This window comes from Polynucleobacter sp. MWH-Braz-FAM2G (assembly GCF_018687635.1).
In the GTDB taxonomy this organism is placed as follows: domain Bacteria; phylum Pseudomonadota; class Gammaproteobacteria; order Burkholderiales; family Burkholderiaceae; genus Polynucleobacter.
On the sequence record NZ_CP061300.1, the window covers coordinates 1 to 15,980 of the forward strand.

A 15,980-nucleotide genomic window follows, 5' to 3' on the forward strand; every position below is an offset into this window, starting at 1 on the left:
ATGAGCAACTTACAAAATCCCCCCGCCTTGAATTCAACTAGCCCACTGGGGTTTTGGGATGATGCTATCGGCATTTTATCCCGCGAACTGTCACCCCAACAGTTTAAAACGTGGATTCAGCCCCTTACTTTGATGTCTTTTATTGAAAGTGATGACTCACTAACAATAGGTGCTCCAAACCGATTTAAGCTCGACTGGATTAAAAAAACATTTGCTGACCGCTTTCAAGAGTTGGCTGCCCAGTATTTTGGGCGCCCCATTAATATAGATTTCACATTAGCGATTGAGCCAACAAGCCCGACCATCGCCACTCCAAACATCACCTCAGAAACAGCCCCACAACAACCTTCTGACGATGTAGCCGAACCTAGTATTTCAGTGGATGAGAGCACTTTTGAGATTGAAGACCACTCAAAATTAAACCCCAACTTAACGTTTGAAACTTTTGTAACTGGTAAGGCCAATCAATTAGCAAGAGCCGCGTCAATTCAGGTTGCTCATAACCCAGGAACATCTTATAACCCAATGTTTTTGTATGGCGGGGTGGGTTTAGGCAAGACCCACCTGATCCACGCGATAGGTAATCACCTATTAAAAGACAAACCAAACGCCAGAATTCGCTACATCCATGCAGAACAATATGTATCTGACGTTGTGCGCGCCTATCAGCAAAAAGCATTTGATCGATTTAAGCGCTACTACCACTCCTTAGATCTGTTGTTAATTGACGATATTCAGTTTTTTAGCGGTAAATCTAGAACACAGGAAGAGTTCTTTTACGCCTTTGAGGCTTTGTTAAGCAATAAATCTCAAGTCATTATTACTAGTGATACCTACCCCAAAGAAATGTCGGGAATAGACGACCGCCTCATTTCACGCTTCGACTCTGGATTGACGGTTGCAATTGAACCGCCTGAGCTAGAAATGCGGGTTGCCATCTTGATGAAAAAAGCAATAAGTGAAGGCATTCCAATGAGTGAGGATGTCGCATTCTTTGTTGCAAAACATCTTCGTTCGAATGTACGCGAGCTTGAGGGTGCTTTAAGGAAAATTTTGGCATTTGTACGTTTCCATGGGCGAGAAGTAACAATTGAAGTTGCCAGAACGGCACTAAAAGACTTGCTTTCCATCCAAAACCGCCAGATTTCAGTCGATAACATCCAAAAAGCTGTTGCCGATTTTTACAGCATTAAGGTTGCTGATATGTATTCCAAAAAGCGTCCGGCCAATATTGCTCGGCCACGCCAAATTGCGATGTTTATGGCTAAAGAACTTACCCAAAAAAGTCTTCCTGAAATTGGCGAACTATTTGGGGGTAGAGACCACACAACCGTTTTACATGCTGTTCGTAAGATTTCTGAAGAACGGGCTCATGATGGACAACTAAACCATGAAATCCACGTTATTGAACAAACTTTAAAGGCTTAATTTTTGCCTGTGGGTAAGTGTGTGGATAACCCTAGGGATAAGTTTGGGGATTTGATGTGGATAAATTGTGGAAAGACTCATGTTCATGCAAAAATAGGGTATTGATTAAAAGTTATCCCCTTTTTATGCACGCTTTATACAAAAGTTTTCCACAGGTTTTTTAGTCTTTAATGTGTTGTTTTATAAAGGGTTTTTGACTTATCCACGGAATTTCAAGCCCTTATTACTATTACTACTAAGATATATACAAGGATTTAAAAGCAATGCAACTCGTTAACACTTCACGCGATAGCCTACTAAAACCACTTCAGGTTGTTAGTGGAATTGTTGAACGTAGACACACACTTCCTATCTTGGCAAATTTGTTGTTTAAAAAGGTAGGTGAAAAGGTCTCATTAATCTCAACAGATATTGAGATCCAAATTACAACTAATGCAAATTTTGGTGTTGGGTCTGAGGATGTCACAACTACAGTTGCAGCAAGAAAGCTTTTAGATATTTTGCGTGCTCTTCCAGAGGGTCCGGTGTCGTTAAATTTAAAAGACAATCGTATGGTTGTTCAAAGCGGTAAAAGTCGATTCTCTTTGCAAACACTTTCAGCTACAGAGTTTCCTGTAATGCAAAGTGTTGGTGAAGTTACTGCATCTTGGAAGATGTCTCAAAAAAGTTTCAAACAGTTAATTGGTCAAGTGCATTTCTCGATGGCCCAACAAGACATTCGTTACTATCTAAATGGAATGCTCTTGGTTGTTGAGGGTAAAGAGGTTGTAGCTGTTGCAACAGATGGTCATCGCCTTGCTTATTCACAAGTTGAGTTAGCGGAAGCTCCAGCAGGTTCTGGTCAAAAACAAGAAATTATTATTCCTCGCAAAACAATCCTAGAGTGCCAGCATTTATTAGAGGATTCAGATGAGCCTTTAGAGATAAGTTTGACAGCTAATCAAGTGAAGTTCTCATTTGGTGATATTGAGCTAATTTCAAAATTAGTAGAAGGCAAGTTTCCAGATTTTCAAAGAGTCATTCCAAAGGGGCATAAAAACAGTTTGGTTGTTGGCCGCGATGACTTGCAGTCCGCGCTTCAAAGGGCTGCTATTTTGACGACGGATAAATTTAAAGGTGTTAGATTTTCTTTGTCACCTAATCGCATCACCATTCAATCAACTAACGCAGAACAAGAAGAAGCTCAAGAAGAGATCGAAACAAACTACACCGGCGATTCTGTGGAGATTGGGTTTAACGTTAGCTATTTACTTGATGTTCTGTCCAACTTGAAAAATGAAAACATTCAAATTAGTTTGGGTGATGCAAATAGCAGTGCCGTAATTACTCTGCCTGGCTCAGAGAGTTTTAAGTATGTTGTGATGCCAATGCGTATTTAACTTAGAAAAAAATGACTCAAGAAAACAAAGCAGTAGAGCAGTACGGTGCCGCATCGATTCAAATCCTAGAAGGTCTTGAAGCTGTTCGTAAACGCCCAGGCATGTACATCGGCGATACGTCTGATGGAACTGGTTTACATCATCTCGTGTTTGAGGTGTTAGACAACTCAATTGATGAGGCCTTAGCCGGTTATTGTTCTGAAATTACTGTAGTTATTCAAACAGATAACTCAATATCTATAGTTGATAACGGTCGAGGTGTGCCTACTGGTATTAAATATGACGATAAGCACGAGCCAAAAAGGAGTGCTGCTGAAATCGTAATGACTGAGCTGCATGCTGGTGGTAAGTTTGATCAAAATAGCTATAAAGTTTCTGGTGGTCTACACGGAGTTGGTGTTAGTTGTGTAAATGCACTTTCTAAGTGGTTAAAACTCACAATTCGTCGTGACGGTAAAACCCACTATATGGAGTTTGCGCGTGGCGTTATTCAAAATCGCAATGTAGTGGATGAAGATGGTGTATTGGTTTCTCCGATAACGATTACAGGTGATACAGAGCTCTCGGGAACCGAGGTGCATTTTTTAGCTGATGAAACCATCTTTGGAAACGTAGAGTTTCATTATGAGATTTTGGTTAAACGTATTCGCGAGCTTTCATTTTTAAATAATGGCGTTCACATAAAGTTAATTGATCAACGCACTGGTCAAGAAGAAGATTTTGCTTTCTCGGGTGGTGTTAAAGGGTTTGTTGAGTACATTAATCAAACCAAAAACGTTTTACATCCAAACATTTTTTACGCTGAAGGTGTTCGACCATCTGATCTCGGTGGGCAAATTACTGCAGAAGTGTCAATGCAGTGGAATGATAGTTTCAGTGAGCAAGTTCTTTGTTTTACCAATAACATTCCACAACGCGATGGCGGAACTCACTTAACAGGTCTTCGCGCAGCAATGACTCGCGTTATCAATAAGTACATTGATGAAAACGAAGTTGCAAAAAAAGCAAAAGTAGAAATTTCTGGCGATGATATGCGCGAAGGTTTAGCCTGCGTTTTATCAGTAAAAGTTCCGGAACCAAAATTCTCCAGTCAGACTAAAGATAAATTAGTTTCTAGCGAGGTTCGTGGTCCAGTAGAAGAGATTGTTGCTGATGCACTTAGTACCTATTTACAGGAACGCCCAGCAGACGCAAAGATCCTTTGTGGAAAAATTGTCGACGCAGCACGTGCTAGGGAGGCTGCTCGTAAAGCTCGTGATATGACGCGCCGCAAAGGCGCTTTAGATGGTTTGGGTTTGCCTGGTAAGTTAGCTGACTGCCAAGAAAAAGATCCATCAAAGTCAGAATTGTTCATTGTTGAGGGTGACTCCGCGGGTGGCTCTGCTAAACAAGGTAGAGATCGTCGCTTCCAAGCTATTCTCCCGTTAAAGGGAAAAATTCTGAACGTTGAAAAAGCGCGCTTTGACAAGATGCTCGCTAGCCAAGAGGTGGTAACCTTAATTACCGTTCTTGGAACGGGTATCGGCATTGAAGAATACAAAGCAGATAAGTTGCGCTATCACCGCATTATCATCATGACCGACGCAGACGTTGATGGTAGTCACATTCGCACGCTGTTACTCACCTTCTTTTATAGACAGATGCCTGAGCTGATTGAGCGAGGCCATATTTATATTGCTCAACCCCCACTTTACAAGGTGAAATTTGGCAAGAGTGAGCAGTACATCAAAGATGACAGTGAGCTTAACCAGTTGCTATTAAAGATTGCCCTGGAAACTGCCTCCTTACAAACCCCAACAGGTGAGGTGATTGAGGGCGAAGCACTAAACGAGCTTGCAAAACACTACCAAGTTATCCAATCGATTGTGGATCGTTTGTCGCGTACTATCGATGAAGATGCTTTACGTGCAATCGCTTCTGGCACACCACTTAATCTTGATACTGAGAAATCTGCAAATGACTCTGCCGATCGTTTAAGACGTGCACTTGCTGATTCTTTAAATCCTTTGGCGCTACCACCCGAAATTATTGTGCAAAAGGAAGAGCGCACAGAGCGGTTCCGTTTATTGCTATCGCGCCGAATTCATGGAAACCTAAAGCTTTCATCCATCAACTCTGATTTTGTGCATGGTGATGATTATCAAAGCCTTGCTAATGCAGCTGCGGTTTTGTCCGGCAAGGTGGTTCCGGGTTCAAAAGTTCGTCGAGGCGATCCCGATAAAAATCAAAAAGAACAAATAGTGAGCGACTTTAGGGCTGCTTTTGCTTGGCTGTTATCTGAGGCTGAACGGGTTCTCAGTCGCCAACGCTATAAGGGACTTGGTGAGATGAACCCATCTCAACTTTGGGAAACCACTATGGATGCGAACTCAAGAACGCTGTTGCAAGTGAAAATTGAAGACGCTATTGCGGCCGACCAAGTCTTTACCACTTTAATGGGTGACGAAGTAGAGCCTCGCCGTACATTTATTGAAAAGAACGCGCTTATCGCGCGTAACCTAGACGTTTAAATATGGCATCCAAAAAATTAAAACCACCAAAGGTGGATAGATCTTCTATTGTTGTTAAATCATCACCAATTCATGGCAAAGGCGTCTTTGTCGCAAAACCCATTAAAAAAGGTCAAGCAATTATTGAATACAAGGGGGAGCGCATTAGTTGGAAGTTGGCAGAAAAGCGCCACCCACACGACCCCAAAGATCCAAATCACACCTTCTACTTTTCTTTAGAAGACGGTCGTGTCATTGATGCGAAATATGGCGGTAATGCTGCGCGCTGGATAAATCATTCTTGCAAACCTTCTTGTGAAACTCGAGAGGATGTATTTAATGGAAAGCCGCGAGTTTTTATTTATGCAAAGCGAAGCTTAAAGGTTGGTGAAGAGTTGTTTTATGACTACTCACTAGATATTGGTGGGCGCATTACCAAAAAAATCAAAAAAGATTATGAATGTCGCTGCGGTGCTAAAAAATGCCGTGGCACTATGTTGGCAATCGAAGAGAAATAAATCATCTTTCAGTTATGTTGTTCGTAACAATTCAGGAGCTCGAGGCTGCCATTAATTATTGGCGTAGTCAGTCGCCGTCAGAAGGCGACGAGTTGCAACTTTGCCCAGAGGCCTCGGCTTTGGCCAAGCCTTATGCTTTGATGATTGTGCAGGGCGCCCAACGGGTGCCGATGGATGTTTTGGATGGTCTTGCGCGCACCGCTATCCAAGAGTTTCAGAAAAACAAATAAGTAAATATTTGGCACCCTAGAGTATTTAGGGTTATTGCTATATATAGCCAGTCTTTCTTAAGGTATTCTCATAATCTTGCTCCCAGGTAGGGGGTAGAGGGTATGAGATTGCAAGAAACAATATTAAAAACAATTGGACTGGGAAAATCTTTTAAGGGATTCTCTGCGGTCACAGATGTGAACCTCGACGTCACTCGCGGGACCATTCATGCTTTGATTGGTCCAAATGGCGCCGGCAAAACCACGTGCTTTAACTTGTTGACCAAGTTTTTGGAGCCTACAAGCGGGCAGATTTTGTTTAATGGCTTTGATATCACCAAAGAGAAGCCAGCTCAAATTGCCCGCAGGGGTGTTATTCGATCTTTTCAGATATCGGCGGTATTTCCCCATTTAACAGTTCTTGAGAATGTTCGTGTTGCACTGCAGCGAGGCTTGGGGACCGAATTTCACTTTTGGAAATCTGGCGACTCGTTAAATGTATTGAATGAGCGTGCTTTAGAGCTTCTCCATGAGGTTGGCTTGGAGGGTTTTGCTGATGAGGAAACCCTAAACCTAGCTTATGGACGCAAAAGAGCGCTTGAAATTGCAACCACTCTGGCCATGGAGCCCGAGCTGATGTTGTTGGACGAGCCCACTCAAGGCATGGGGCATGAAGACGTGGAGCGTGTAACAGAGTTAATCGATCGCGTGGCCAAGGGTCGAACCATACTGATGGTCGAGCACAATATGAAAGTCGTTTCCTCAATTGCCGATCGAATCACTGTGTTGCAGCGTGGCTCAGTGTTGGCAGAGGGCTCTTATCAGGAGGTTTCTAACAACCCATTGGTTGTTGAGGCTTATATGGGTAGCCATGGGGGAGACAACCTATGAGCACCATGGCGCTAGAGGTAAAAAATTTAGAGTCTTGGTATGGTGAGTCACACATTTTGCATGGCGTTAACTTCGCTGTGCGCGATGGCGAGGTTGTGACTCTCTTGGGCAGAAATGGCGCTGGACGAAGCACCATTCTTAAAACAATTTTAGGTTTGACTAGCAAAAGAACTGGCTCTGTACAGATTTATGGCACAGAGACAATCTCCATGCCCACTTACAAGGTTGCTCGTTTAGGGGTTGGATTTTGTCCCGAAGAAAGAGGAATTTTTGCAAGCTTAAGTACGGAAGAAAACTTATTGCTTTTGCCTGAGATTGCTCCAGGTGGTATGGGTTTGGATGAAATTTATGAAATGTTTCCAAACCTTTATGAGAGACGCAACAGCCCGGGCACTCGCTTATCTGGCGGCGAACAACAGATGTTAGCAATGGCGCGAATCCTCAGAACTGGCGCCAAACTTCTTTTGCTTGATGAAATTACCGAAGGCTTGGCACCTGTTATTGTGCAAAAACTCGGTGAAGTTGTTACTAGCCTGCGTAATAAGGGGTTCACCATTGTCTTGGTTGAGCAGAACTTCCGTTTTGCGGCGCCTTTGGCTGATCGCCATTACGTCGTCGAGCATGGAAACGTGGTTGAGGTTGTAAATCAAAACGAGCTTGCCGAAAAGGCAACGTTATTAAACGAGTATCTTGGTGTTTAGTAGTTCCTATAGGAGATAGAAATGAAGTTAAAGCAAATAACCGCGTGTCTGGTAGCGGCAACCATGTTTGGTTCCAATCCAATTTTTGCGCAAAGCTCGCCCAAAGTAAGTGGCGATGTTATTAAGATTGGTGTATTGACTGACCTTTCTTCAACTTATTCTGATTTGGCTGGTCCAGGCGCGGTAATTGCTGCAAAAATGGCAATCGCCGATTTTTCCAAAGATGGCACAGTCATTGGAAAAAAGATCGAATTGGTTAGCGCCGATCATCAAAACAAGGCTGATATTGCAGCAAATAAAGCACGCGAATGGTATGACAAAGATGGCGTCGATGTCATTGTTGAGCTAGTTTCAACCAACGTGGCTTTGGCTGTAATGGAAGTGGCAGAACAAAAGAACAAAATCACTTTAGTTTCTGGCGCAGCATCTTTGCCGATCACCAATGAAAAGTGCACCGCTAATAACGTGCATTGGACTTATGACACCTATGCGCTTTCAAATGGAACAGCCAAGGCAGTTGTAAAGCAAGGCAAAAAGAATTGGTACTTCATTACCGCTGATTATGCTTTCGGAGCTGCGTTGGAAAAAGACTCAACCAATGTAGTTAATGCAAACGGCGGTAAAGTTCTTGGCACAAGCAAGCACCCATTCCCGAACAGCGACTTCTCATCCTATCTTTTGAAGGCTCAAGCAAGTGGTGCTGATGTAGTTGCATTAGCAAATGCTGGACAAGACACTATCAATAGCGTCAAGCAAGCATCTGAATTTGGTATCAACAAAAAACAAACCGTTGTTCCATTGCTGATGTTTATTACTGATGTGCACTCTTTGGGTTTAAATGCAGCTCAAGGCATGTACCTCACAGAGGGATTCTATTGGGATAAGGATGACAAGACTCGCGCGTTTGCAAAACGTTTCATCTTGCAACACAAGCGTATGCCATCAAGCGTTCAAGCTGGCGTTTACTCATCAGTTCTTGCTTACTTAAATGCCGTACAAAAAGCTGGCACTGACGACACTCAAGCCGTAATGAAAGCTCTCAAATCAACGAATATTGATGATGGCCTATTTAAAGGCAAGATTCGTGCGGATGGTAAGTTTGAGCATGACATGTACTTGCTAGAAGTGAAGAAGCCTGCTGACTCTAAGAGCCCATGGGACTATTACAACGTGAAAGCGGTGATTCCAGCTGCTGAAGCAACACAACCACTTTCATTGTCACGATGCAAGCTGGTTACTAACAAGTAATTGATCCCTATCGCGTATGTTTGAACTTCTTGGAATTACCCCTCAAGGGTTGGTTGCCCAGCTCTTGGTGGGGCTTATTAATGGCTCGTTTTATGCTATTTTGAGCTTGGGGTTGGCCATTATTTTTGGCCTTCTCAATATCATTAATTTTGCACATGGCGCTCAGTACACAATGGGCGCCTTTATTGCATGGATTGGTTTAACCCAGATTAGCCAATGGCTTGGCTTTCCCGATCTGTCAATTAACTATTGGTTTGCATTAATTTTTGTTCCGCTTGTGTTGGCCGGCTTTGGCTTAATTCTTGAGCGAACTATGTTGCGTCGCTTGTATCACTTAGATCATCTATACGGCCTCTTACTGACCTTTGGCTTGGCGCTTATTATTGAGGGGATGTTCCGTCATTGGTATGGCATTTCTGGTGAAAGCTATCCAGCTCCAGAGATGTTGCAAGGAGCAATTCCGCTTGAGTCAATTGGAATCATTCTGCCTAAATATCGTTTATGGGTTGTGGTGATTTCTCTGGCCGTTTGTTTTTCCACTTGGTATGTTATCGAGAGAACCAAGCTCGGCGCTTATTTGCGCGCCGGAACTGAAAATCCAAAGCTGTTACAAGCATTTGGTATCAATGTTCCGCTGATGATTTCCTTGGCTTATGCCTATGGTGTAGCCTTAGCTGGTTTCGCAGGTGTTTTGGCGGCCCCCATTTTTCAAGTAAACCCCTTAATGGGCTCCAACCTCATCATTGTTGTTTTTGCGGTTGTGGTGATTGGCGGCATGGGTTCTATCATGGGCGCTATTCTGACTGGTTTGGCGTTGGGCCTTGTTGAAGGTCTGACCAAAGTGTTTTATCCAGAAGCTTCTGGCGTAGTTATCTTTGTGATTATGGCGATTGTGTTGCTGATTCGTCCTGCTGGACTGTTTGGGCGGGAGAAGTAATCATGAATCCAAAAACAAAATTACTTTACGGCATATTAGTTTTTATCGCTTTGCTATTGCCCTTCCAAGAATTTATTTATCTTGTGTTTGCAATGAAGGTTTTGTGTTTCGCCCTTTTTGCTTGTGCATTTAACTTACTCTTGGGCTTTACTGGCTTGCTGTCATTTGGTCACGCAGCATTTTTTGGAACTGCCGCTTACATCACCGCTTACTTTTGTAAAGAGGCTGGCCTATCCCCTGAACTTGGAATTATCCTAGGAGTTTTTGGATCGGGTGTATTGGGATTCTTAATTGGCTCACTAGCCATTCGTAGACAGGGCATTTATTTTGCGATGGTGACTTTAGCGCTATCGCAAATGGTTTACTTCCTGGCCGTTCAACTTCCATTTACTGGTGGTGAGGATGGAATTCAGGGTGTACCCCGTGGAATGCTATTTGGTTTGATTGACTTGAAAAATGATGTTGCCATGTACTACTTTGTGCTGGCGGTTTTCTTGTTTGGTTTTGCGGTCATCATGCGCGCCGTTTATTCGCCATTTGGCCAGGTCTTGAAGGCGATTCGTGAGAATGAGCCGCGCGCAATTTCTTTGGGCTACGACGTTGATAGATTTAAGTTGATCTCCTTCGTAATTTCTGCAGCACTCTCAGGGTTGGCAGGCTCAATGAAGTCTTTAGTATTCCAATTGGCAACATTGACGGATGTTCATTGGCATATGTCGGGCGAGGTTGTGTTGATGACTTTGCTAGGTGGCATGGGAACTATTCTAGGACCAGTTGTAGGTGCGGGCATCGTTGTTGGTTTGCAAAACTATTTGGCTAATATTGGATCTTGGAGCACGATCGCAACCGGATTTATTTTTGTTATTTGTGTTTTGGCATTCCGACGTGGTGTGGTTGGAGAAATTTCAGCGCACTTTAAAAACAAAAACTAGTTTTTGTTTTTTCCTTTTATTATTTGGTTTTAGTGCGGCGCATTCGCCGCACTCATTTAAATAAAAGAGACTCCCCATCGAATTTTCTATTTATATCTGGCCGCTACTCTTTGGCATGGCTTTTTTTGCTGGCCTAGTCGACGCTGTGGCTGGTGGCGGTGGACTTATTCAGGTCCCCGCTCTTTTTGCGGCCTATCCAGATGCTCCGCCAGCAACATTACTTTCAACGAATAAGCTTGCCTCTGTCGGGGGGACGCTTAATGCCGCCAGAAAATTTCTGCGGCATGTTGATTTGCCTTGGACTTTGGTTGGTGTTGCAATTGCGGCTGCCTTTGTTGGCTCTCTCATTGGGGCAAATGCGGTAAGTCACTTTCCTGCAGAACCTTTGCGGAAAGCCCTTCCCTTTGTTTTGGTGTTTTTATTAATTTATACCTGGTTTCAGCCTACGCTTGGCGATGCTCATGCGCCCAAGGCCCCTAGCCATTATCAAAAATTTAAAGCCCTTTTGCTTGGATTGGTGATTGGCTTTTATGATGGGTTCTTTGGCCCGGGAACGGGAAGCTTTTTGTTGTTCGGTTTTGTGCGCTTTTTCGGGTTTGATTTTTTGCATGCCTCGGCTGCAACAAAATTAGTAAATGCCGCAACTAATTTGGCTGCAATTTTGATGTTGGCTAGCCTTGGCCAGATTAATTGGCTGCTTGGTTTTGTGATGATGATTGCCAATATTGCAGGGAGTCAGTTTGGTAGCCGGCTCGCAATTAAGTATGGAAGTTCTTTTGTTAGAAAAGCTTTTTTGCTTATTGTGAGCGTGTTAATACTAAAGTCCGCATGGAACGCATATTTTTAATAATTAAATCAATGACTTAGAGTTTTATAAGTCAATATTTAATTTCATGCCCATAAATTGTTTCACGTGAAACAAACAAAATGCTATGATCATCGCCCTATCAGAGGCAAATCATGCGTTATTCCAAAAGTTTCGATGTCATTGTGGTTGGTGGCGGTCATGCCGGGACTGAGGCTGCCCTTGCGTCCGCTAGAATGGGTTGTGACACCCTGCTAATTACCCATAGCATTGAAAATCTAGGCGCTATGAGCTGTAACCCATCAATTGGGGGTATTGGCAAAGGGCACTTAGTCAAGGAAATCGATGCCATGGGCGGAGCCATAGCTGCAGCTACAGATGAAGCCGGTATTCAGTTTCGAATTCTCAATTCTAGTAAGGGCCCCGCTGTTCGTGCCACTCGTGCACAGGGTGACAGGGTTCTCTACAAAGCCGCCATCCGTCGCCGCCTAGAAAATCAACCCAACCTTAGCTTGTTTCAGGCGGCAGTTGATGATCTGCTTGTGGAGGGCGACGCGGTTCGAGGGGTGCTTACCCAAATGGGATTGGAGTTTGTCGCTAAAAAAGTTGTGCTTACTGCCGGAACATTTTTGGATGGCAAGATTCATGTCGGCTTAAATAATTATGCTGGCGGGCGAGCTGGTGACCCTGCAGCTGTTTCCTTATCTGCCAGGCTTAAAGAGTTGAAGCTTCCACAGGGACGGTTAAAGACGGGCACCCCACCCCGTATTGATGGTAGGACTATAGATTTCTCGGTCATGCTTGAGCAGCCAGGAGATTTAGATCCTGTGCCCGTTTTTTCTTATCTGGGGCGCCCAGAGCAACACCCCAAACAAGTTCCTTGCTGGATTTCTCATACGAATGAGAGAACACACGACATTATTCGCGGCGGATTAGATCGTTCCCCAATGTATACCGGAGTGATTGAGGGGGTTGGTCCGAGATATTGCCCTTCTATTGAAGACAAAATCCACCGCTTTGCCTCTCGAAATAGTCACCAGATCTTTCTCGAGCCTGAGGGCCTAACAACAAACGAGTTCTATCCAAATGGAATTTCGACTAGCTTGCCCTTTGATGTTCAGTGGGACTTGGTGCGTAGCATTAGGGGCATGGAGTCTGCGGTAATTGTGCGGCCAGGATACGCCATCGAGTATGACTTTTTTGATCCGCGCCAATTACGCCACAGCCTAGAAACAAAAGTAATTAAGGGTTTATATTTTGCGGGCCAAATTAACGGCACAACAGGATATGAAGAGGCCGCAGCCCAAGGCATGCTTGCTGGAATTAATGCTGGTTTGGCCTCTAAAGATAAAGAGCCTTGGTTGCCTAAGCGCAGCGAGTCTTATATTGGCGTTTTAGTGGACGACCTAATTACCCGAGGCGTTCAAGAGCCTTATCGCATGTTTACAAGTCGAGCCGAGTACCGTTTAAGTTTGCGCGAAGACAATGCAGATATGCGATTGACGCCTATTGCCCGTGATCTAGGGCTTGTGGATGACCATCGTTGGGAAGTATTTTGCAGAAAACGGGAGGCTGTTTCACGTGAAACATCTCGTTTGCAGGATATTTGGGTTGGCCCAAAACATGAGGCATCACCTTTGGTCTCTGAATTGTTGGGACAAGATCTCTCGCACGAATGTAATTTAACTGAGCTATTGAGGCGACCAGGCGTTACTTATGAGGCTATCACTGCTTTGGGTGATGGAATCTGGGCGCCTGATTGTTTGGATGAAGACCTTGGTCTGGCTGCGCAAATAAGTGACCAGGTAGAGATCTCAGTCAAATACCAAGGCTACATAGATAGACAAGCGGTAGAAATAGCACGCCAGGAGCATAACGAGACCTTCCCCCTTCCTGAAACGCTTGATTATTCACAGGTACTGGGTTTGTCTAAAGAGGTTCAGCAAAAGCTAAATTTGCATAAGCCCGAAACACTGGGACAGGCTGGTCGTATTTCTGGAGTAACGCCCGCAGCACTTTCACTTTTGTTGGTGCATCTTAAAAAGGGTTTGGGCCGCACCCAAGAAACACATGAGTGAGGGTTTGCTTGCTTTGGGAATACAAGAGCTTGGCCTAGAGTTAAGCGCTGCCAATATCTCTGATTTAGAGCTTTTTTTGCAAGAAATGGGGCGTTGGAATCAAGTGCATAATCTTACTGCGATTGAGGGTGAGAAAGATTCTATTAGGCTGCATCTCATTGATTCCATTGCAGTTTTGCCTGTATTAAGGCGATTTTTAAAAGAATCTCACCCCAAGATTGCAGATCTTGGGTCTGGTGGTGGATTGCCGGCAATACCAATTGCAATAGTACAACCAGAGTGGCAATTAACGCTGATTGAGGCCATTCGTAAAAAGACAGCTTTCTTGCAGCATGTGCGTGGAAAGCTAAGGCTAAAAAATATTGAGGTGCTCAGCGAGCGAGTTGAGAATGTTGCAATGCAACAATCAGCGCAGTTTGACGCTGTGATTTCTCGCGCGTTTACAAACCTTGCACGATTTTTAGAATTGTCATTGCCTTATCTAAAACCCAATGGGCTTGTGTTTGCAATGAAAGCTAAGCGTGCCGATGAAGAAATTTTAGATGTATGCATGGAAGATTGGCGTCTTGTGGCAGATGAGCCGCTTCATATTCCTAATTTAGCGGTTGAAAGACGCCTGTTGGTGTTGGCCCCCGTGAGAAAATCCCCCCTCACCTCTTAAGTAAAAAAGTAGCCATGGCAAAAATCTTCTGTATTGCAAATCAAAAGGGTGGTGTTGGTAAGACCACTACGGCTGTTAATTTAGCGGCAGGCTTGGCTGGCTTGCAACAGCGCGTATTGCTTGTCGATCTTGACCCTCAGGGCAATGCAACGATGGGTTCCGGAGTTGAAAAGGCTGATTTAAATGCCAGCGTATATCAAGTGTTAATTGGCATGACATCGGTTAAGGAATGTGCCCAGCACTGTGAAAGTTCTGGCTACGATGTGCTGCCTGCAAATCGAGACTTGGCAGGAGCAGAAATTGAATTAGTTGATTTGGATTTGCGCGAATCGCGTTTGAAAAATGCGCTTGCAGAAGTCGCGAAAGATTACGATTTTATTTTGATTGATTGTCCACCAGCGCTGTCTTTGTTAACGCTAAATGGATTGTGTGCGGCTAATGGTGTGATTGTTCCAATGCAGTGTGAATACTTTGCATTGGAAGGCCTTTCAGATTTGGTAAACACAATTAAACAAGTGCATGCGAATTTAAATCCTGATTTAGTAATCATTGGTTTATTGCGCGTGATGTTTGATGCGCGCATGACCTTGCAGCAACAAGTATCTGATCAACTGCTTGAACACTTTGGCGATAAGGTATTTAAAACTATTATTCCTCGCAATGTACGTCTTGCCGAAGCCCCGTCTTATGGGCTTCCTGGTGTTGCATTTGATAAATCATCAAGAGGTGCAAAAGCTTACTTAGAGTTTGGTGCGGAGATGGTAGAGCGCATCAAGCAGATGTAATTTCGAAAGAGAAAATAAATAATATGGTTGCAATAAAGAAAAAAGGTTTGGGAAGAGGTCTCGAGGCTTTGCTTGGAGAAAAAACTTCAGAAACAAAATCTTCGACCGAAATTAATCGCCTACCACTAACAGCATTACAAGCAGGCAAATATCAGCCTCGTCAAAAGATGGAAGCTGGCGCTCTGCAAGAATTAGCCGAGAGCATTCGTGAGCAGGGAGTAATGCAGCCATTATTGGTTCGTTTAGTCGCTTCTGGTAAATATGAAATTATTGCTGGCGAAAGACGTTTTCGTGCGGCAACGATTGCTGGCTTAAAAGAGGTCCCTGTTTTAGTTTCTGGTGCTGATGATCAGGCGGCTGCAGCGATGGCTCTAGTTGAAAATATGCAACGTGAGGATTTAAATCCTCTTGAAGAGTCTCAGGGTCTGGCTAGATTAATTGAGGAATTTGGTTTTACACATGAGCAGGCCGCAAAGGCAGTAGGAAAGTCTAGAAGTGCCATTACTAACTTATTGCGCCTCATCCAGTTGGCTAAGCCTGTGCAAGCCATGTTGCTCGCTGGTGATATTGATATGGGGCATGCGCGTGCATTGCTGCCCCTGCCAGGAGCGAGTCAGGTAGCCCTAGCCCAAAAAATTTCTGCGCAAGGTTTGTCTGTGCGTGAAGCGGAAAGGATGACTGCTGCATTAGTGATTGCGGGCGGTCAAATAGGCGACAAAAAAGCAAAAAATAAGCCAGGCGCACCTTCTCGCAGTAGCGACCCTGATATGCAGCGTTTGACGCAAGAGATTGCAGACTTGATTGGTTTAAATACCGAATTTAAGCTTAAAGGCAAGGGCGGGGAGCTCAGAATCCGGTTTAGCCAATTTGACGAACTAGATTCCTTATTAAAAAAGTTGGGTATTGAGGGTTAAATTAG

General features: G+C 44.0%; 15 protein-coding genes. All 15 read left to right on the forward strand.

Features of this window, described 5'->3' with window-relative positions:
* Window positions 1-1,428 (forward strand): chromosomal replication initiator protein DnaA, encoded by a 1,428-nt coding sequence (gene dnaA, locus FD973_RS00005; protein ID WP_251368787.1) that lies wholly within the window; start codon window positions 1-3, stop codon window positions 1,426-1,428.
* Window positions 1,429-1,691: 263 nt separating this feature from the next.
* Window positions 1,692-2,807 carry a DNA polymerase III subunit beta gene (gene dnaN, locus FD973_RS00010; RefSeq protein WP_215323660.1) on the forward strand — a complete coding sequence of 372 codons (1,116 nt, stop codon included), beginning with the start codon at window positions 1,692-1,694 and terminating at the stop codon, window positions 2,805-2,807.
* Between the two features lie 11 nt (window positions 2,808-2,818).
* Window positions 2,819-5,317: a DNA topoisomerase (ATP-hydrolyzing) subunit B gene (gene gyrB / locus FD973_RS00015; RefSeq protein WP_215323661.1), complete on the forward strand. Its 2,499-nt coding sequence runs from the start codon at window positions 2,819-2,821 to the stop codon at window positions 5,315-5,317.
* 2 nt (window positions 5,318-5,319) lie between these two features.
* A complete protein-coding gene (locus FD973_RS00020) occupies window positions 5,320-5,814 on the forward strand; it encodes an SET domain-containing protein (protein ID WP_215323662.1) in 495 nt (164 codons plus the stop codon).
* A gap of 14 nt (window positions 5,815-5,828) precedes the next feature.
* Window positions 5,829-6,044: a DUF3717 domain-containing protein gene (locus tag FD973_RS00025; RefSeq protein ID WP_215323663.1), complete on the forward strand. Its 216-nt coding sequence runs from the start codon at window positions 5,829-5,831 to the stop codon at window positions 6,042-6,044.
* Window positions 6,045-6,146: 102 nt separating this feature from the next.
* Window positions 6,147-6,914, forward strand: coding sequence for an ABC transporter ATP-binding protein (locus tag FD973_RS00030; RefSeq protein WP_215323664.1), 768 nt, complete (start codon window positions 6,147-6,149; stop codon window positions 6,912-6,914).
* The gene (locus tag FD973_RS00035) at window positions 6,911-7,615 is read left to right on the forward strand and encodes an ABC transporter ATP-binding protein (RefSeq protein ID WP_215323665.1); all 705 of its coding nucleotides are present in this window, start codon (window positions 6,911-6,913) and stop codon (window positions 7,613-7,615) included. Before FD973_RS00030 ends, FD973_RS00035 begins: the two co-directional genes overlap by 4 nt.
* Window positions 7,616-7,636: 21 nt before the next feature.
* On the forward strand, window positions 7,637-8,863 hold the full coding sequence (locus tag FD973_RS00040) for an ABC transporter substrate-binding protein (RefSeq protein WP_215323666.1): 1,227 nt from the start codon (window positions 7,637-7,639) through the stop codon (window positions 8,861-8,863).
* Between the two features lie 16 nt (window positions 8,864-8,879).
* Complete coding sequence (locus FD973_RS00045; RefSeq protein WP_215323667.1) at window positions 8,880-9,800, forward strand: branched-chain amino acid ABC transporter permease; 921 nt, start codon at window positions 8,880-8,882, stop codon at window positions 9,798-9,800.
* Window positions 9,801-9,802: 2 nt separating this feature from the next.
* Window positions 9,803-10,732: a branched-chain amino acid ABC transporter permease gene (locus FD973_RS00050; RefSeq protein WP_215323668.1), complete on the forward strand. Its 930-nt coding sequence runs from the start codon at window positions 9,803-9,805 to the stop codon at window positions 10,730-10,732.
* 115 nt (window positions 10,733-10,847) lie between these two features.
* The gene (locus FD973_RS00055; protein WP_215323669.1) at window positions 10,848-11,579 is read left to right on the forward strand and encodes a TSUP family transporter; all 732 of its coding nucleotides are present in this window, start codon (window positions 10,848-10,850) and stop codon (window positions 11,577-11,579) included.
* Between the two features lie 113 nt (window positions 11,580-11,692).
* A complete protein-coding gene (gene mnmG, locus FD973_RS00060) occupies window positions 11,693-13,615 on the forward strand; it encodes a tRNA uridine-5-carboxymethylaminomethyl(34) synthesis enzyme MnmG (RefSeq protein ID WP_215323670.1) in 1,923 nt (640 codons plus the stop codon).
* Window positions 13,608-14,276 carry a 16S rRNA (guanine(527)-N(7))-methyltransferase RsmG gene (gene rsmG / locus FD973_RS00065; protein WP_215323671.1) on the forward strand — a complete coding sequence of 223 codons (669 nt, stop codon included), beginning with the start codon at window positions 13,608-13,610 and terminating at the stop codon, window positions 14,274-14,276. Before mnmG ends, rsmG begins: the two co-directional genes overlap by 8 nt.
* Window positions 14,277-14,290: 14 nt before the next feature.
* A complete protein-coding gene (locus FD973_RS00070; protein ID WP_215323672.1) occupies window positions 14,291-15,061 on the forward strand; it encodes a ParA family protein in 771 nt (256 codons plus the stop codon).
* 23 nt (window positions 15,062-15,084) lie between these two features.
* Window positions 15,085-15,975: a ParB/RepB/Spo0J family partition protein gene (locus FD973_RS00075; protein ID WP_215323673.1), complete on the forward strand. Its 891-nt coding sequence runs from the start codon at window positions 15,085-15,087 to the stop codon at window positions 15,973-15,975.
* Window positions 15,976-15,980: the final 5 nt, after the last annotated feature.